The organism is Aggregatibacter kilianii, from assembly GCF_003130255.1.
GTDB classification, from domain to species: domain Bacteria; phylum Pseudomonadota; class Gammaproteobacteria; order Enterobacterales; family Pasteurellaceae; genus Aggregatibacter; species Aggregatibacter kilianii.
The window spans coordinates 86,209-103,924 of the sequence record NZ_NRCN01000001.1 but is presented as its reverse complement, the minus strand read 5'-3'; the positions used below and the strand labels follow the sequence as shown (position 1 = coordinate 103,924).

Genomic DNA, 17,716 nt, shown 5'->3' with positions numbered 1-17,716 from the left:
TAAGCAATGTATTGCGAGAAACACTCAAAAAAATGACCGCACTTTATTCTCTCAACCTAAAGTGCGGTCACTTTTTTCAGTATTTTTTAAATTAATCTGCTAGAAATAATGGTCCCATCGGCATTTTCGGCAACGCAAATCGGTCGGGATAAAGCACCTTCACTAAGTACAACCCCTCCGGTTTAGCCGTTGGTGCGGCGAGAGTACGATCTTTTTGCGCCAACAACCACGATAACCATTCCACAGGTTGATTGCCACAACCTACTTCAATTAGGCTGCCAACAATGTTACGCACCATGTGATGTACAAAAGCATTTGCTTGAATATCCACGATGATATATTGCCCTTGGCGACTGACGTTTAAATGGTGCACATTACGCCACGGCGTGTTGGATTGGCATTGCGCAGCACGGAAAGAACTGAAATCATTTTCACCGAGCAACGCCTGCCCCGCCTGGAGCATTAATTGATGATCAAGTTCCAAATGGCAATGGGTCACGCCTTGCTGCAAAATGGCTGAACGCAGTTTATTACAATATAAAATGTAACGATAACGACGGGCAGTAGCGCTAAAACGGGCATGAAAATCATCATCGACTACTTTCGCCCACCGCACAGCAATATCATCAGGCAAATTGGCGTTGACACCGAAACTCCAGGCCTTCTCAGGACGATTGGCTGTTGTTTCAAAATGGATCACCTGCCCTGTGGCATGTACACCGGAATCCGTACGGCCTGCACAGAAAATACCGATTTCTTCATTGGCAACGGTGGAAATCGCCCGTTCCAGTTCAGCCTGTACACTGGCAACTTTTTCTTGTTTCTGCCAACCGAAATAATCTTTTCCGTCGTATTCCACACCTAATGCAATTTTCATGTTCTGCCCTGATTTTACTTAAAACGGCGTGCATTATAACAAGGCTTGGCGGATCTCAAAAACATTCTAAAAATCCACCGCACTTTTGCTGAATTTCGCACATAAAAAAAGCAGAGATTGCTCTCTGCTTTTTGGAAAAACGTATAAAAATTAACGTTTGGAGTATTGTGGACGACGACGTGCTTTGTGTAAACCCACTTTTTTACGTTCAACGCGACGTGCGTCACGAGTAACGAAGCCGGCTGCACGAAGTGCAGGACGTAGGGTTTCATCGTATTCCATCAATGCACGGGTAATACCATGACGGATTGCACCCGCTTGACCGGAAATACCACCACCTTTAACAGTGATGTATAGGTCTAATTTATCAGTTAATTCAACCAATTCTAATGGTTGACGTACGATCATACGAGAAGTTTCGCGACCGAAATATACGTCTAATTCACGTTGGTTGATGGTGATCTTACCATTGCCCGGTTTGATAAATACACGAGCTGAAGAGCTTTTGCGGCGACCTGTGCCGTAGTTTTGATTCTCTGCCATATCCTAAAACCTCGTGATTAAATGTCTAATACTTGTGGTTGTTGTGCAGCGTGTTGGTGTTCAGCACCCGCATACACTTTTAATTTGCGGAACATTGCACGGCCTAATGGACCTTTCGGCAACATACCTTTAACCGCAATTTCAATCACTGCTTCAGGACGGCGCGCGATCATTTCTTTGAAAGTCGCTTGTTTGATACCACCTACATAGCCTGTGTGCCAGTAGTAAATTTTATCGCTTTCTTTGTTACCGGTTACAGCAACTTTGTCCGCGTTAATCACGATGATGTAATCACCTGTATCAACGTGCGGAGTATATTCAGCTTTATGTTTACCACGAAGACGACGCGCTAATTCAGTCGCCAAACGACCTAAAGTTTTACCTGTCGCATCTACTACATACCAGTCGCGTTGAACCGTTTCTGGTTTTGCTACAAAAGTTTTCATTAATTAATTACCAATATAATAATATTAATACCCAGTGCTTAAAAAAAGCACAACCAGTTATCTTAATCTTCACCCCTTCGAGTGCGATCTCGACAAAATAATGCGCGGTGGGAATCCGCAGCATTTACAGGGTCGGGCGATTATACATAAAAACTGTGGGGAATGCTAATTTTTAAGCAAAAAATTGATAAATTTTCTTTAAAAATATACCATTCGTCTCCGCCACTAATGGCATGAATAAAAAAATCTAATCTTTTATCACACTAAGGAACTTACAAAATGTCTTTTTTAAGAAAGCAATTTGGCTTTTGGCGCATTTTTCTTTACTTTCTAATTTTCACTGCGTTTTACGCTGTATTGATATTTAAATTTTTACTCTCAAACTTTACCCTCCCCACAGGAGTTGGTGTTTTGAGTAATGCTGCTTTATTTAGCTATACCGTTTTTTATTCCGGAGGCATTTTTCTTTTAATCTACTTTATGCTGATTTGGGGAATATCCACCGGATTTATCCTCGGATTATGCCAATTCAGGAGAAGCGTTAAAGGCGTTCTTAGCGCCACCTTTATCGGAACCCTCATCGCCGGAGTTTCCTTTTATGTCATACTAAATGATATATCCCTTTACTTCTGTCTTTTCCTCGGCGCATTAACCGCAATTTTTGGCCTAATTGCTTTTCCGAATAAAGCGGGAATTCTCTTAGAATCCCAAATTATCTTTAAAATGTTTCCGAAAGCCGTCTCAACGGGAGCAAATTTAACAAACCAGGTCATAGAGAAAAAAGGCTTTGCATCTTACCGTTGGTTAATTCCTCTTGCGTTTACTTTGCTTGGAACCGTTATTTTTGGAATTACGTCCATATTATTAGCAGGAGTTACAGGTATAGCAAATATCGTAGCGTTAATGCTCTTGATGATGATTATTGTTGTGTTGCCGATGTTACTTACCGGACTTACCATCATGTTCAAACGATTCCACAAGAATTCTCGCCACATTGTTTTCAGCGTTCTTATCGGTGCGGTTTATTACAGTTTGGTTGCTCTTGTATTTAATGACAGTAGCATTAAAGAACTCAGATTATTTGCAATACCAAACTACGCCGCATTAATCCTTGCCGTCATCTTATCCGCATTGATTTCACTTAAAAAAATTGTGCCGATTAACAAAACCGAATAAGCCCAATAAAAAAGCCCTATCACGAAAGATAGGGCTGTTAAATCTAATTCTGTAGCCGTTAGGCAAAGGGTTGTAATTCCGGATTAATCGGTGTTTCGGCAATATTATTCGCGTAGTTACACAAGGTTGCCAAACTCACACCTAAAATCACATCAATAGCATGTTGTTGTGTATAACCGGCGGCAAAAAATTCATTTAATTGCGCTTCGGTTAATTTGGCTTTTTGTAGCATTACTGCCAAGGTAAAACGGGCTAACGTATCCAGTTTAGGATCCGATTCAATGCGTGCAGTGGCACGAATTTGTTTTACTACGTCCTCTTCCAGTTTAAGCACCTTTAATGCAATTTTGGTATGCCCGGCCACACAGAAACCACAACCATTTACCACCGCGGCAGTAATTTGCACCACTTCACGTTCTGCACCGGTTAAGCTGTTACGACCGTTAATACCGCCAACCGTGCGGTAAGTTTCTAACGCCGTTGGGGCATTGGCTAATACGCCGATTAAATTGGGAATAAAACCGTTCGTGCTTTGTACGGCTTTTAATGCGTCTTTTGCCTCTTCCGGGGCGGATTCAATGGTGTGGATTTGAAATTGGGACATCATAAGCTCCTGTTGTGAATAAATTGATTATCGGAGGCAGATAATACGCAAAATTCTTCGCGTTGCGAAAGACATAATATTTATGAAATATATAAAAAAGTTATAACCACCATTCAATACGCCAACGGTAATAAAAAAGTGCGGTTGACAAAAACAACGTTTTTTAAACATCGGGTTTGCTGACAGCCCTTTTGGGGTAAACAAGTGAGCTTGTGAATAATTTTAGGCTCATTTTTCAAGCAACTGCCCTAACCCACTTTGTCGTTGTACCGGATTTTTCACCGCACTTTCCCACACACTTTGCAACGCAAACACCGTGAGGAAATCCTTGGTACGGGTGATGCCGGTATAGACCAATTCTTTAGAAAGCACCGGGCTGTTTTCCAACGGTAAAATCAAGAAAGTATGCGGAAACTCGGAACCTTGAGATTTATGCACGGTCATCACAAATGCCGTTTCATTGTTCGGCACGCGACTTGCCAATACGGTTTTGTAGCTATTTTGCCCTTGCTCAAACCACACCCGACCATCATCTAAATAAATACCAATATCACCGTTATATAAACCTACATTATTGTCATTTTGAGTGACCATGACAGGCTTGCCTACATACCATTCCCGTTCGGTATTAAATTGAAGCAAATGTTTTTGACGTAATTTTTCCGCAATGGCAAGATTTAATTGCTCTACACCAAACTCCCCTACACGTAATGCCGTTAAAAAACGAATGGCATTAAACGCCGCAAAAATCGACCGCACTTTGTCTTCATTTAAAGGAGAATTCAGAGCAATCAATTGCAAATAATGGGAATATTCTTCTGCCGCCCGTTCGACAACGATTTTCACGCAAGCTTTACGTTGTTGGATGTCCTCTTTATTCGCGACATATTGCGCAAAATCCACCAAATACACGCCACTGGCTTTTGTGAGATGTTGCTGATATTGTTGTAATAATTGCCAACTTTCCGCCGCACAGCCTGTATTTACTGCAGTCGCTAATGCGCCCACTTCAGGATTTGCGCCAAAACGACGACTAATTTGTAAATAACAAATGCTGTCGCTAATAGGATTAACAGCTTCGTCAGAAGGTAGTGATATCCCCGTCGTTGCCTTTAAATATTGCGCCATTGAAGGGCTATAAGTCGGTTGTGTCGCATTCACGAAACGCCCTAATTCCCCCAAAATGGCGCCGGCTTCCACGGAGGCAAGCTGGTCTTTATCACCCAATAAAATCAATTTGGTTTCCGGCTTAAGGGCATAGAGCAATTTCGCCATTAAAGTGAGATCGATCATAGAAGCCTCATCCACCACCAACACATCTAACGGCAATGGATTATCGGTATGATAACGGGTTTCCTCACTGAAAAAACGCACACCGAGCAAACGATGAATGGTTTCTGCATTCATCGGAATTTGCAGATTTTCGATAATTTCCCGTTTGTTTGGTTCTCGTGAAAATGTCTGTTTTAAACGATCCACCGCATCCACAATCGATTCCGTTAAACGCGCCGCCGCTTTCCCTGTCGGGGCGACGAGTTTGATGCGTAAGCCGTTTTGATAAAGTTCTTGTAGCGTTAACAGGAGTTTGGTCACCGTAGTGGTTTTCCCCGTACCGGGCCCGCCGGTAATTAAACAAAAATGCTGACGTAACGCCATTGCTACTGCAATTTTTTGCCAGTCAATGCCCTGTTCTTCCTGAAAATAGCGATTGAGGAACGATGCAATTTGAGTGAGTTGCTTGCTTGAAAAAACAGGCTCAAAACAGACCGCACTTTTGAAGTAATCGGCAATACGAAATTCATCCTGCCAAATGCGATAAAAATATAAGCGATTAAACTGCAACACCAACGGCGCAACTTGTTTCAACGGTTCGGCACTAAAGGCGATGTGTTGAGTATCTAACAGTTTCGTCTGCCACTGCGCAATAGGCAGATAATCAATTTTTTGCTGAATTTCCGTTAAGTAAACACGCTCGTTGAAATAATCCTGCAAGCCGAATAAATCCTGTTCCGTAGATTGATTCAGCACAATACAGGTGTTGCCTTGGCGATAACTGAAATTGCACAACGCCGCCATCAACACCGCCAGATTCTGAATGGAAGGAGAATATTGAAAAGGTTGCTGTTTGCGGTGAATAAACTCGGCAAAATAATAGTCGGCGGCGTCGATAATGCCTTTTTCTTTGAGTTGGGATAATAGAGCTAACATCAGAATAAATTCTCCAAAGCCTGAATCAACGCATAATCCGGTTTATCAAAAAACACGCCGTGTTGATTTTCGCCGTTCATGCCGCGTAAGAAACAATAAAACACGCCGCCGAAATGGGTTTCGTAGTCATAGTTTGCATCGCGCTGTTGCAAATAACGGTGTAATGCCAGCGTGTAAAATAAATACTGCCAGTCGTAATGGTTAGCCAGCATTGCTTGCTCAAGGCTTTTGCCAACGTAGTTTTGCGGCTCTACACCAAGGAAATTGGATTTGTAATCCAGCAAATAATATTGGCCATTATGATAAAACACCAAATCCATAAAACCCCGTAACATTCCTCGAATAGCGTCAAATTGTAGCGACTCGGAAGGCAGGTGATGGTATTGTTGCAACGCTCGATTAAATGCCGAAACATCAAATAATTGATTCAATTTCAAATAAAATTGCATTTCTTTCACACAATGGCGACGGGATAAATTCGCCAATTTTAAAGTCGGCTCCTCTGCACTTAACGGCGTGTGTAAAATAGCGTTCATCCATTGTTGTAACGACGGTAGCCAAGTTTCCTCTAACTGTAACCATTGGCAAAGTTTTTGGACTTTTTCTTCATTCAACGGTTGGCTAAAATCGTATTTCTCTAAGAATCGATGCAAGGCCGTACCGATTTTAATGCCATGCGGAAAATCAAAAGGTGAATAGCCGAAAGGATAGGCGGATTCACAGCTTGCGGTTTCCGGCAGCGTTTCAGTCGGTTGTTCATTAAAATCGTAATCCTTGCCGCCATCAAAAACACGCTCAAAAATGACCGCACTTTCCGCTGCCTGTTGCGCTTTATAATATTTTTTATTTTGATGAATGTTTTCAATGGCGCTGAAACTGGTGACCGTCCAGTTTTGTTCAATATGTCCGCTAAATTTGGCAGCCTGCAAGGTGGTTTGAATTTCGGCCTGTCGCCGCAACGGTAATGGTGTTAATGTCTTCGTATCGGTAATCACAATACTATTTGCCGGCGCTTTTGCCACCAATTTATCCAACAACGGCAGACTTTCATACGCGTTCGGCTTGCTTTCCGTTTGAATCCCCCCCTGCGTCAACACATAAAGCAAACTACTCCATTTTTTCTCAAAGGTTTGAGGCACGCCAATGACCAGCTGATATTTGGCTCGGGTTAACGCGACATAAAGCAAACGTAATTGTTCGGCAAAATCTTCTTTTTGCACCAAGTCGATATGTGATTTATCAAAATCCCACAGCACCTGTTGCTGTTCTTCATCAAAATAAGTGGAAAGTTGATTCGGTTTAAATGAAGAGGCATAACCGATAAACGGCAACCAAACCAAATCATATTCCAAACCTTTGGATTTATGAATGGTCACGATCTTGACCAATTGCAACTCGCTTTCCAACCGCACTTGTTGCTCTTTTTGCCGATCTTCACCCTGAATTTGTTTTTCAAACCAACGCAACAACGCCGCCTCACTTTCATTTAATGTTGCCGCTTCCTGCAACAGTTCCGCCAAATGTAATAAATCTGTGACTATGCGTTTGCCATCTGCCGTTGGGTACCATTTTTCCGTGATTTTTTCTTGTAAAAACAAACGGTGTAACATCACCAACACCCCTTGTTTTTGCCACGTTTTTTGATACTGAATAAATTTCTCCACCCAGTGTTCCCAAAGCGTTTCATTCAATCTGATATGTTGAATATCGGCAGACGTTTGCGCAAAAATTTCCGTTGCCACGGCATTTAAAATATGGCGTTCACTAAACGGATTCAGGCAGGCTGTGAGGATCAGCAGCAAATCTTTCGCCACATGACTGTCAAACACGTTGCTGTCTTCCGACAAATACACTGAGGCAATGCCAAGTTGGCGCAACTCATTTTTAATCAATTCCGCTTCTTTGCGGCTACGCACCAAGACAGCAATGCTTTCCGGTTTCAGCACTTTTTCTACTGTCTGACCATCAGTGCTAAAAACAGCCTGATTTTCCACCGCACTTTGCAGCCAATGTTGAATAGAAATGGCACAGTTTTTCGCCATATTTTCTTTTACAGAGGCTTCATCTAGATAAAAACGCACGGCAGGCTCAGCCTTTCCGTTTAACCAAAATTGCGGATGATCTTCTCGCGCTTTTACCGGTAAAAATTGAATATCTCGATATAAAAATGGGGGATTTTCGCTGAAATCAAATAAATGATTGACGCAAGCCACCACATTTTGTTCAGAACGGTAGTTTTTATCTAAATTGAAACAATGTTCGGCTTGGCGGGCGGCTTGGAAATAAGTAAAAATGTCTGCGCCACGGAATTTATAAATCGCCTGTTTCGGATCGCCAATCATGATAAAACCTTTATCTGACTGGGAATCGGGCTGCGATTGTTCTACGTAAATTTTTGAGAAAGTCTGATATTGCACCGCGTCCGTATCTTGAAATTCATCAATCATGGCAAATGGGAATTGATACCGAATCAGACGGGCAAATTCGGTATTTTGCGGGTGATACAACGCCTCTTTTAACAGGCGCAACAAATCGTTAAAACTCTTTTCGCTGTGATTGAGTTTGTATTCCACTAATTGTGTATTAAGGGCATTTAAATAATGAAACCACAGCGCTTGTGCCAAACATTCGCGCTGTTGCAACACTTGTAATAATTCATCAATTTGACCAAACACAGCATGGGTCAAAGGTTGTTCACACGCTTCCCCTGCTTGTTCGTTCATCGCCTGTTGCCCAAAACGATAAAAACAATCGGGGAAATCTGCGGTCTCTTTTTCCGCCCATTGTTTCATGGCGGTAAGCCATTTCGGGCGAGTTGCTGAAGTGAAGCTACGTCGGTTTAATTTTTGTTCTTTCGTGTTTTTATATTTGGTGTTGACTTCCGTTTCAATCAACTCCACGATTTCCGCTTCTTTTTGTAACCATTTTCCTTTTACTTCCATTATTCGTGTTGTTAACTGTTGTGAATAATCGGCAAGTTTGGGGAGAAATTCGGATAAAGAACCGTCAAAAAAGTGCGGTGGATTTTTCGGAAGTTTTAATTCCGTACCGGCAAATTTTTTGATTCGCGAAATCACATTGGATGGTGAAGTGAGGTTTTGTTGAATAAATTCCACAACGGCATAAGGTTGCGAATAAAAATGTGCACGCCACACATTTTGTGCTAAATGTAACAACAATTCGTCTTCTTCGCTGCTCAGTTCCAAATTGAAATGAATCCCAGAATTGAAGGCATATTGCACGAGCATTCGGCGACAAAATCCGTGAATGGTATAAATCGCCGCCAAATCCATATTCTGTTCCGCCAAAGTCAGCCGTTGGATAGCAAGAGGCAGATCGGTGATTGTTTCGGCTAATCCACGTAAAAAATCATCTTGTTCAAATGCACATAAATCGCGTGTTTGGTAATAAACGATAAATTTTTGTTTTGCATCATAAATTCGTTCACGGATTTTCTTTTTCAACTCTTCCGTTGCCATCTCGGTAAACGTCACGACGAGAATCTGTTCTACATTTAACGCATAAGGAAAAGCATTTTCCCCCGCCTGTAACAATAAACGCAAATAAAGCGAACCCATGGTATAGGTTTTTCCCGTACCGGCGGAGGCTTCAATAAGGCTGATGGCATTAAGTGGCGTAGAAATAGGATTGAGTTGTTGCATAGCGTTCGATGAATGAAAAAAGATAAAACAAGGGCGGAAAGTCTCCGCCCGATGATGCTAAATTAAAAGTTGATAACTTTATCGGCCCATAACGTCCAGTTAGATACATCATCCAATGTGCCACGGGTAACGCCGTCAATAAGTTTGGCCTCAGACAAGCCGCGGGCTTTTGTACAACTAGTGCAAAGTTTGACTTCTGCGCCTTGTGCAATCAAGATCTCCATAACTTGTTGCACATTAGAACCTTCATTTGGATTTTGACCAACGAGACCGCTTAAAACTGAATCGGAGAAACAGAACACTTTGATATCCACTTCTTTGCCATGCTCTTCCTGCAAATTGACGGCAAAACGTAAGGCATTGAAGCTTTTTTCACTGCCATACGGCGATTCATTTAAGATAAAAAGAATTTTTTGCATAATGATTAACCTATCCATATAAATTTAATCAAGAACAATACGGAAACCACCCAAACCGGCGCGTTAACTTCACGCCAACGTCCTGTTCCTACTTTCATCACACAATAGCTGATGAAACCAAAGGCGATCCCTTCCGTGATGGAGTATGTAAATGGCATCATGGCTGAAGTAATAAAGGCCGGAGTGGCTTCAGTTAAGTCCTCCCACGTCACTTTAATCAGACTGGATGCCATTAAAATACCCACATAAACTAACGCACCTGCTGTCGCATAAGCCGGCACCATACCGGCCAATGGCGAGAAGAAAATGGTTAGTAAAAACAATAATCCGACGACAACCGCAGTCATTCCCGTACGTCCGCCGACAGAAACACCGGCACCACTTTCAATATAAGTACTGATCGCAGAGGTACCGATATAAGATCCGACAACGGCACTCGCGCTATCTACATATAAGGCTTGTTTCATTTTCGGGAAACGCCCTTTTTCATCGCTGAAACCGGCTTTGTCCGTCACACCCAATAAAGTTCCAGAAGAGTCAAATAAGTTCACTAATAAGAAAGAGAAGATGATACCAATAAGTGCCGTATCCAAGGCACCGGCGATATCCACTTGGCCAACCACTTGAGTTAATGCCGGTGGCATGGAAACGATGCCATGGAACATCACGCTTTCATCAAAATACAATGCAAGTGCGGTCACTGTAGCAATTGAAATTAACACGCCGGAATAAATATTGCGTGCTGCCAACACCACGATAATAAAGAAGCCAAGGATGCCCAATAACACTTGCGGACTGTGTAGATCGCCTAAAGCAACTAAGGTTGCAGGATTTGCAACAACCAACCCCATATTTTTGAAGCCGATTAAGGCGATAAAGAAACCAATCCCCGCGCCGATACCTACACGCAAACTGAGCGGAATAGACGCCATTAACCAATAACGAATTTGGAAGATAGTTAATAGCAACAAGCCGACAGAACCCCAGAAAATGGTGCCCATGCCCACTTGCCAAGAATAACCAAGTTTACCGACAACCACATACGCAAAAAACGCATTCAAGCCCATTGCCGGTGCCAATGCGATAGGTAAGTTACTGAATAACCCCATGGCAATCGTACCGAAGCCTGCAATTAAACACGTAGTCACGAACACAACTTGTTTATCCATGCCTGCATCACCCAACACGGATGGGTTCACGAAGACGATATAGACCATGGTAAAAAAGGTGGTAATCCCGGCAATAATTTCCGTTTTGGACGAGGTTCCTTTTTCTTTTAATTTAAAGAATTGTTGTAGAAAAGATTGATTTTTCATTGTTATTTCCAATCAGAGACAAAATAAAGACGATGAAAAACAAGGTTATAAGAAAGGTGTTTTTCCGGCTGATTCTAGCAAAAGATCAGAAAAACTGCGACGGGTTTGGAGAAATAAAAATGATCGTAAAAATAACCGCACTTTTCTGAATAATTGTATAAATTTTTAACAGTCATTCATAAAGACGGATAAAAAACTTGTTTTCAACTTAAAAGCTAGCTATTATTGCACCGCTTTTCGTTGCAACCGTAGCTCAGTTGGTTAGAGCACCACCTTGACATGGTGGGGGTCACTGGTTCGAGTCCAGCCGGTTGCACCATTTCACCCTACCGTAACTTCTCCAAAATCGGCAAAAGATCTTGAGAGATCTAAAAAATACGAAGTTTTTGAAACGTTCTACTAGCTAATCAAAGTTATTCACCCTTAACTGTACTTTTTAGCAACAAGTTTAGTGGTGCTTCGCAAGATCTTGTTACTAAATGTCAAATATCACTAACCCACTAGCAAATACTGAAGTAAATAATACAAAAATGGGCCTTACATGATGATTAAAAAGTAATAGATTATTTCTATTTATCATGTTTTTACTTCCTAACAAATTATAAACTGGTATTTAATCTCTCAATAAAAGATTCTTCCATATTAAGGCTTATTACAATTATTACTGCCTAAAAATTAAAAAAACATATCTGAATAAATAGTTAAATTTAGTTATCTACTTCCTAGGAACACTTGTTATTTTAGGGTTATAAGTGATTTTTTACTATGTTAATGGATGCCCGAAGAATATTTAAAAACTCTTCAGTATCTTTCGAATGCTCTTCTATCCAATGCTCGTAAAGTGACTTAGAATTGATAAGTAACTGAATTTGAGAAGATTTATACCATTTTTTAAAAAGAGTTCTTAATGGCTCTTGCTTTTTATTTATTCTGTCAGATTCCCTGTATTGTTCAATTGCCTTAACAAGATTTAATTTTTCTCCAGTATTTATATCTAACGTTGTAATAATATCTTGTGAGAATGATAATGAAATAATCGTTGAACGTGGAATTTGGTTATTTACCCAAAATAAATCATTTTCATCTTTATTAAGTAGATATTCAAAAAGCAACTGATCTGGTGGGATATTTTTAGGTAAACATATCACATTTTGATAACTATTAAATTCTTGATCGGCACGATTATCTCCATCAAGAATAATGAGCGATTTTTTTGTAAATTCAGGAATATTATACTTAATAAACTGCTTATAATTTTTACACCCAATATATAATTCATCAAGTATATTTAGATCCTGTTTAATATCTGAATTTTTACACAATCTAATAAGAAAATCTCTCGCTTCCTGATCCTCTGTATAGACATTTACTTTTACTGTAGGCGAGTTAATCATTAATTCCTCAGGAATACAGTCTTTAATATCTGCTTTCATTTTTTCTATATCTTCAAGTAACTGTATTTTTCCATAAGCATTAGTTAAATAATAAACTTTAAAATTATTTTCTTGTCCTTTTCTCCTACTTGATTTGTATATACGTTCCATTATATCAACAGAATGGGAGGTAAGAATTATTTGTAATTGCAATTCTTTTGAATATCGCTCTAGTAAACCCATTAATCTAATTTGAGCGGCACAAAAAAGAGAAGCATCAATTTCATCAATTAATAGCACTCCTCCTTTATATTTATCTCCCATGTCTTTTTTTAATTTTTTAAATGAATAAATGGCTTGTAGAATTTGTCCAATATTATCTTCTCCAACAGATACTGACTGATGATCATAGTCATCTGAATATGCAACTATAGAATTAACTATACCTAGAGTCGTTGTAACTTGGCGTGAACTTTTTATGAGTATGTTATTATTATCTTTTAAAAAATCGTTTATATTATTTTTAATAAACTCTGCATTCTCTTTTTCTTCGTATTTTCTTTCTGAAATGGGAAACATCCTCTTTAAACCAAGATAAATTACAGGATGGGTAATAGCCCTATCGGTATTTTGATTATTTCTAATACGAGAACGTGGTGTTAAAATGCCATTTTTATTTTTCTCTTGAGTTAGGCGAAGCTGTAATTTATCTAAATATATTTGATTTACTGCATCATAGACTTCAATATTAATATCCATTGTTCCTGTTAGATCATGTTTTTCAGAAAGCCGAAAATGTTCTGTTGCATAAGAAATAAAGCGTTTTCCTGACAATGTTTTGTAAGGAAGAAGTAGAAATTTTCCTGATTCATCTTTTTGAGTATAATCAATATAAAATGAGAAACATTGAGCAATAATTCCGAGTATCGTTGATTTGCACGTACCATTTCTCCCTGAGATTAATGTGATATTATCTCCAATAGATAAATCAATATCTTTTAATCCACGAAAAGATTTTATGTTTATTCTCTTAATCTTTGTAATATCTCTACCTTTAATCTGCTCTGAGATTTTATTACTTTCCTCTGGTAAAGTACTGAGTGTTTTATCTGTTCCTTTTTTTATGTCATCTGGCACGGATGATTTCTTATATATCACGAGTATCTCCTTTCTTTTTGAAGAGCTTAGATTCATTTTTTTTATTCTTTCTTTCATCCCTTTACCCATTTTTATTACTTTTTTATAAATTGAGATAATTATTATAACTCTATATAAGATTTACATTTTTATAAATAAGAATACAGATAAACTAAAAACCATATTCTTAAAAAAAAAAGCAATCTTAGGATTACTAATATATAAAAAAAGCATAATAAAAATATCATGCTTTTGTTCTTTTAACTAAAAAATTTAATTAGAAACTTGACGTATCTTGGAATAAACCGACTTTCAAATCCGTTGCAGTATAAATGACACGACCGTCCACTTCCACTTCGCCGTCCGCCATGCCCATCACTAATTTGCGGTTGATGACGCGTTTCATGTTAATGCGATAAACCACTTTCTTGGCGGTCGGCAGGATTTGCCCGGTAAATTTCACTTCGCCTACGCCAAGAGCTCGACCTTTGCCTTTGCCGCCAACCCAACCAAGGAAGAAACCGACTAATTGCCACATAGCATCTAAACCTAAACAACCCGGCATGACAGGATCACCGATAAAGTGACAAGCGAAAAACGGTAAATCAGGATGGATGTCGAGTTCGGCTTCAATGTAACCTTTACCAAATGTACCACCATCTTCAGTCATTTTCACAATACGATCCATCATTAGCATGGTCGGCGCAGGAAGCTGCGGGCCTTCTTTGCCAAACAGTTCTCCGCGTCCGGAAGCTAATAAATCTTCGTAAGAATAACTGTCTTTAATGTTTGGTGTACAAGTGTTCATTATAAAAATCCTATAAAAAGTAAATGTTTTGTTGAAATACAAACGCGAAAAGGATTCTAACAAAGCCTTCCTGTATTTAGAATAGCTAACACTTGTACGCCTAACTTGTCCGATCAGTTAATTTTTAATGGCAATTTTGAATTAATGGCTTTTGCGGAAAAAGAGAAAATCCCAAAAACCATATCGATGTGACTGCCGATCTGCATATTGGTTAATACGTTGATTAATTAAGCGTGACAAGGGCATGGTATCCACCGTGTAGGTTTTATTTTCCTGTTCCACTAAGTCACGTTGTAACAAAACTTCACAGGCCTGATCCACGGTTTCTACAGGATAGATAAAAAATTCCTGATTTTTAACCGCACTTATAACCGTCTCAGATAAACTCAGTTGATTCACCACGGCACTCGGAATAATTACACCCTGTTTACCTGTAAGTCCGCGACGCTGACAAATTGTGAAAAATCCTTCGATTTTTTCATTTATGCCTCCGACAGAATGCACCAAACCAAACTGATCGATCGCCCCGGTAATGGCGATAGATTGTGGCAATGGTAAATCGGACAAGGCACTGACTAGCACACAAAAGCCGGCTAAAGAAGCGCTATCACCATCAATTTCGCCGTAAGATTGTTCAAAAACCAAGGAAGCAGAAAACGGCAACTGAGAAGGCAATTCTAAAATATTCGCCAAACAGGCTTCTGCAATTAAAATGCCTTTGCTGTGAATATTCCCCGCCAATTCGGTTTTGCGCTCCACGTCTACGACTTCACCATCACCATATTGCACAATACAACTAATACGGGAAGGTTCGCCAAAAACTAACGGCGTCCCCGGATATTCAATGACTGACAAACCATTAATCTGTCCAACCATTTCACCTTCGGTCGCCACATAAATTTGTTCCTGCAAAATACTGTCGTAAGTTTGTTCACGCAAAAAGCCGAATTGCTCTGCTTTATGTAAAAAATAACGCTCAAAATCCACCGCACTTAAGGAGGTGGACTGCGTTAAGAGTGCCGTCTCCGTCAATATATTTTTTAACGTCAATGGCGATATATTAATCAATTCGCGGTTTTCACTGTCACGTACCAATAGTTGATAAAGTTTATTAAAGCCGCTTAAATCCAACATCGGCAATTGATGTTGTTGCGCTACGGACTGAACATAACGCATCCATTGTTGCTGTTGCTCCGCATTGGCAACACGGCAATAACTCTCGATTTCCGCATAATCCGCCAAATGATAAAGATCTTCTTCCAACTCTTCCAATGTTGCCAATTCTGTACGATTGCCTAAAACAATGACTTTTAACTGCAATGGATAACTTGGAATGTCACAAGGCAAGGTTTTAAATGGATGCGCGGAATACCAGTTAAACACGCCGGTATTGAGAATTTGTTTTAGTCGTTGCCATAAATCAAATTGCGCCAATAATGCGCCGGCAGTCACAATTAAAACACCGCTATTTAATTGATGAACCAAACCGGGGTTAAGCTGAATGTCGTGCGATGTGGCGTGAATTTTCACTGAACCAAATAACTGAAACTGATCGAAATATAACGCCGTTCCTACGCTTTTTTGCGTAGCAAAATTGTCATCATGAGACTGCGCCGATTCTGCAGAAATGCGTGGAAAAGAAAAGGAATCGCCTTGTTCAATAATGTATTGCACGCCACACAAATCCGGCATTGGCTTTTGTGATTGAATAAATTGTTCCAATAACGGCGCATATTCTGCCTGATCATCAGCTTTAAGCACCAATAAAGTGCGGTGGGAATTTTTAATGAAATGACGAATCGCTTTTTCTGCGCGGGGTTGTAATGCGAAAAAATCTTGAGGCTGTGAAGATATTTCCGTCACGCTCAATTCCGGACGAAGTTCCTGCCAAGGCAAAGTGTTATAAGGTGAAGTCACGACTACTCTCTAAGTTAAAGGTTGTTTGGTGGCATTATCGCATATTTATGCGTATCGAGTAAAAATTTGCTAGAAAATCCGTCACAAAAAGCGTATAGTGGCACAGTTACCACGTCACTAAAATCATGTATAAAAATGAAATATCAAAAGCTAGAAAATCAAGAAGCACATTGGAAATGGGTTTATTTAACCAAAAAAGCCCGTGAAGGCGAAAATATCACCCGTTACGCCGAAAAAAGTTTACAAGAAGACATCGTAAAGCAACTCATCGGCTGCCAAAACTATCCGCAACAAATTGAAGAATGGATAAAAACCCATTTGGCACCGGAGTTGGTCATTAAACTCGATCAAGCCATTCGAGCCAGAAGAAAACGTTTCTTTAACGGTGAAAAACAATCCACCAAGAAAAAATCCATTGATTTGGAATATGCCGTTTGGCTACGTTTATCCAAATATTCCCGCAAAATGAAAATGACGTTGTCGGAAACTATTTCTTACATGATCGACGAACGTGAAAAGAAAGCTTTATACGAAAGCCAAATGTCAGCCATGAAGGCTGGGTTGAAAGATTTACTGAAATAAAAAAAGACAAGACCGAAATGTGCTTGTCTTTAAATTTCAATGACTAAATAAGGAAATTTTTATAGTTATTCTACAACCGGAATAATTTTTGTGGCATGAGAACCTTTGTCGCCATGAATGACTTCAAACTGTACTTTTTGCCCCGCTTTTAAGGAACGATAGCCTTCCATTTCAATAACAGAATAATGTGCAAAAATGTCGGTATTACTGCCTTCTACAGAAATAAACCCAAATCCTTTCGCATTATTAAACCATTTAACAACACCAACTTCCATAATTTAAACCTCTTATGGTTTTTTAGTCCATTTAGAACTACCTTTACTTCAATAAGACATACTGCCCTATCACCTTAATTTGCTGGTGCCATCTTTAAATAAATTTATCACTCATGCAATAAAAAAAGTTTGAAAATCAAACAGAGATCACAAAAATTAATAAAAATAACGTGCAAAAACCCTTCAGCTTTTCCGGTTTTTTAGCTGATTATTTATGATTTTGCGTATTTTTATTCTGTTCACGTAATTGCTTTGCCACTAAGGCTATTGCCTCTCCGCTACCAATGCCTTGAGCCATTAATTCTTGAATTTTCTCAACTGCTCGTTGTTGCTGTTCATGAGTGAGGTTTAATAAGTCTTTATCTAACATTTT

The 17,716-nt window shown here is 39.6% G+C and carries 15 protein-coding genes and 1 tRNA gene; 3 read left to right on the top strand and 13 right to left on the bottom strand.

Features of this window, described 5'->3' with window-relative positions:
• Nucleotides 1-91 precede the first annotated feature (91 nt).
• The 3 genes from truA to rplM all read right to left on the bottom strand — a co-directional run bounded on the left by truA (nucleotide 92) and on the right by rplM (nucleotide 1,866).
• Nucleotides 92-877 carry a tRNA pseudouridine(38-40) synthase TruA gene (gene truA / locus DK428_RS00425; RefSeq protein ID WP_109063991.1) on the bottom strand — a complete coding sequence of 262 codons (786 nt, stop codon included), beginning with the start codon at nucleotides 875-877 and terminating at the stop codon, nucleotides 92-94.
• Nucleotides 878-1,027: 150 nt separating this feature from the next.
• Complete coding sequence (gene rpsI, locus DK428_RS00420) at nucleotides 1,028-1,420, bottom strand: 30S ribosomal protein S9 (RefSeq protein ID WP_005700563.1); 393 nt, start codon at nucleotides 1,418-1,420, stop codon at nucleotides 1,028-1,030.
• A gap of 17 nt (nucleotides 1,421-1,437) precedes the next feature.
• A complete protein-coding gene (gene rplM, locus DK428_RS00415; RefSeq protein ID WP_005700564.1) occupies nucleotides 1,438-1,866 on the bottom strand; it encodes a 50S ribosomal protein L13 in 429 nt (142 codons plus the stop codon).
• A 279-nt stretch (nucleotides 1,867-2,145) separates the two neighbouring features.
• On the opposite strand from rplM, the gene DK428_RS00410 reads away from it, so the two are divergent.
• The gene (locus DK428_RS00410) at nucleotides 2,146-3,042 is read left to right on the top strand and encodes a hypothetical protein (protein WP_109063990.1); all 897 of its coding nucleotides are present in this window, start codon (nucleotides 2,146-2,148) and stop codon (nucleotides 3,040-3,042) included.
• Nucleotides 3,043-3,100: 58 nt separating this feature from the next.
• On the opposite strand, the gene DK428_RS00405 is transcribed toward DK428_RS00410, so the two are convergent.
• The 5 genes from DK428_RS00405 to DK428_RS00385 form a co-directional block, all read right to left on the bottom strand.
• Entirely contained in the window at nucleotides 3,101-3,646 is a 546-nt protein-coding gene (locus tag DK428_RS00405) for a carboxymuconolactone decarboxylase family protein (protein WP_109063989.1), read from the bottom strand.
• A 228-nt stretch (nucleotides 3,647-3,874) separates the two neighbouring features.
• A complete protein-coding gene (recD, locus tag DK428_RS00400; RefSeq protein WP_109063988.1) occupies nucleotides 3,875-5,854 on the bottom strand; it encodes an exodeoxyribonuclease V subunit alpha in 1,980 nt (659 codons plus the stop codon).
• Nucleotides 5,854-9,516 (bottom strand): exodeoxyribonuclease V subunit beta, encoded by a 3,663-nt coding sequence (gene recB / locus DK428_RS00395; RefSeq protein ID WP_109089995.1) that lies wholly within the window; start codon nucleotides 9,514-9,516, stop codon nucleotides 5,854-5,856. Before recB ends, recD begins: the two co-directional genes overlap by 1 nt.
• A 62-nt stretch (nucleotides 9,517-9,578) precedes the next feature.
• Nucleotides 9,579-9,935, bottom strand: coding sequence for a DsrE/DsrF/TusD sulfur relay family protein (locus tag DK428_RS00390; RefSeq protein WP_109063986.1), 357 nt, complete (start codon nucleotides 9,933-9,935; stop codon nucleotides 9,579-9,581).
• Nucleotides 9,936-9,940: 5 nt separating this feature from the next.
• Nucleotides 9,941-11,251: an NCS2 family permease gene (locus DK428_RS00385; protein WP_109063985.1), complete on the bottom strand. Its 1,311-nt coding sequence runs from the start codon at nucleotides 11,249-11,251 to the stop codon at nucleotides 9,941-9,943.
• Between the two features lie 242 nt (nucleotides 11,252-11,493).
• On the opposite strand from DK428_RS00385, the gene DK428_RS00380 reads away from it, so the two are divergent.
• Nucleotides 11,494-11,570: transfer RNA gene (locus DK428_RS00380), tRNA-Val, on the top strand.
• A 427-nt stretch (nucleotides 11,571-11,997) separates the two neighbouring features.
• Here DK428_RS00380 and DK428_RS00375 read toward each other — a convergent pair.
• The 3 genes from DK428_RS00375 to DK428_RS00365 form a co-directional block, all read right to left on the bottom strand.
• Nucleotides 11,998-13,851 (bottom strand): AAA family ATPase, encoded by a 1,854-nt coding sequence (locus DK428_RS00375; RefSeq protein ID WP_109089993.1) that lies wholly within the window; start codon nucleotides 13,849-13,851, stop codon nucleotides 11,998-12,000.
• Between the two features lie 187 nt (nucleotides 13,852-14,038).
• The gene (fabA, locus tag DK428_RS00370) at nucleotides 14,039-14,569 is read right to left on the bottom strand and encodes a bifunctional 3-hydroxydecanoyl-ACP dehydratase/trans-2-decenoyl-ACP isomerase (RefSeq protein ID WP_005700570.1); all 531 of its coding nucleotides are present in this window, start codon (nucleotides 14,567-14,569) and stop codon (nucleotides 14,039-14,041) included.
• Between the two features lie 141 nt (nucleotides 14,570-14,710).
• Nucleotides 14,711-16,486: an AAA family ATPase gene (locus tag DK428_RS00365; RefSeq protein ID WP_109063984.1), complete on the bottom strand. Its 1,776-nt coding sequence runs from the start codon at nucleotides 16,484-16,486 to the stop codon at nucleotides 14,711-14,713.
• Between the two features lie 135 nt (nucleotides 16,487-16,621).
• Here DK428_RS00365 and matP point away from each other — a divergent pair, with 135 nt between their 5' ends.
• Nucleotides 16,622-17,068 carry a macrodomain Ter protein MatP gene (gene matP / locus DK428_RS00360; protein WP_050693738.1) on the top strand — a complete coding sequence of 149 codons (447 nt, stop codon included), beginning with the start codon at nucleotides 16,622-16,624 and terminating at the stop codon, nucleotides 17,066-17,068.
• A 65-nt stretch (nucleotides 17,069-17,133) separates the two neighbouring features.
• Here matP and cspD read toward each other — a convergent pair whose 3' ends face one another.
• Both cspD and DK428_RS00350 read right to left on the bottom strand, forming a co-directional pair.
• Nucleotides 17,134-17,343, bottom strand: coding sequence for a cold shock domain-containing protein CspD (cspD, locus tag DK428_RS00355; RefSeq protein ID WP_005700573.1), 210 nt, complete (start codon nucleotides 17,341-17,343; stop codon nucleotides 17,134-17,136).
• A 208-nt stretch (nucleotides 17,344-17,551) separates the two neighbouring features.
• Nucleotides 17,552-17,713, bottom strand: coding sequence for a YoaH family protein (locus DK428_RS00350; protein ID WP_005703262.1), 162 nt, complete (start codon nucleotides 17,711-17,713; stop codon nucleotides 17,552-17,554).
• Nucleotides 17,714-17,716 lie beyond the last annotated feature (3 nt).

Excerpts from the sequence above, each read along its gene's own strand:
- truA (WP_109063991.1), bottom strand. The coding sequence starts at position 877 with ATGAAAATTGCATTAGGTGTGGAATACGACGGAAAAGATTATTTCGGT.
- rpsI (WP_005700563.1), bottom strand. The coding sequence starts at position 1,420 with ATGGCAGAGAATCAAAACTACGGCACAGGTCGCCGCAAAAGCTCTTCA.
- rplM (WP_005700564.1), bottom strand. The coding sequence starts at position 1,866 with ATGAAAACTTTTGTAGCAAAACCAGAAACGGTTCAACGCGACTGGTAT.
- DK428_RS00410 (WP_109063990.1), top strand. The coding sequence starts at position 2,146 with ATGTCTTTTTTAAGAAAGCAATTTGGCTTTTGGCGCATTTTTCTTTAC.
- DK428_RS00405 (WP_109063989.1), bottom strand. The coding sequence starts at position 3,646 with ATGTCCCAATTTCAAATCCACACCATTGAATCCGCCCCGGAAGAGGCA.
- recD (WP_109063988.1), bottom strand. The coding sequence starts at position 5,854 with ATGTTAGCTCTATTATCCCAACTCAAAGAAAAAGGCATTATCGACGCC.
- recB (WP_109089995.1), bottom strand. The coding sequence starts at position 9,516 with ATGCAACAACTCAATCCTATTTCTACGCCACTTAATGCCATCAGCCTT.
- DK428_RS00390 (WP_109063986.1), bottom strand. The coding sequence starts at position 9,935 with ATGCAAAAAATTCTTTTTATCTTAAATGAATCGCCGTATGGCAGTGAA.
- DK428_RS00385 (WP_109063985.1), bottom strand. The coding sequence starts at position 11,251 with ATGAAAAATCAATCTTTTCTACAACAATTCTTTAAATTAAAAGAAAAA.
- DK428_RS00375 (WP_109089993.1), bottom strand. The coding sequence starts at position 13,851 with ATGGGTAAAGGGATGAAAGAAAGAATAAAAAAAATGAATCTAAGCTCT.
- fabA (WP_005700570.1), bottom strand. The coding sequence starts at position 14,569 with ATGAACACTTGTACACCAAACATTAAAGACAGTTATTCTTACGAAGAT.
- matP (WP_050693738.1), top strand. The coding sequence starts at position 16,622 with ATGAAATATCAAAAGCTAGAAAATCAAGAAGCACATTGGAAATGGGTT.
- cspD (WP_005700573.1), bottom strand. The coding sequence starts at position 17,343 with ATGGAAGTTGGTGTTGTTAAATGGTTTAATAATGCGAAAGGATTTGGG.
- DK428_RS00350 (WP_005703262.1), bottom strand. The coding sequence starts at position 17,713 with ATGTTAGATAAAGACTTATTAAACCTCACTCATGAACAGCAACAACGA.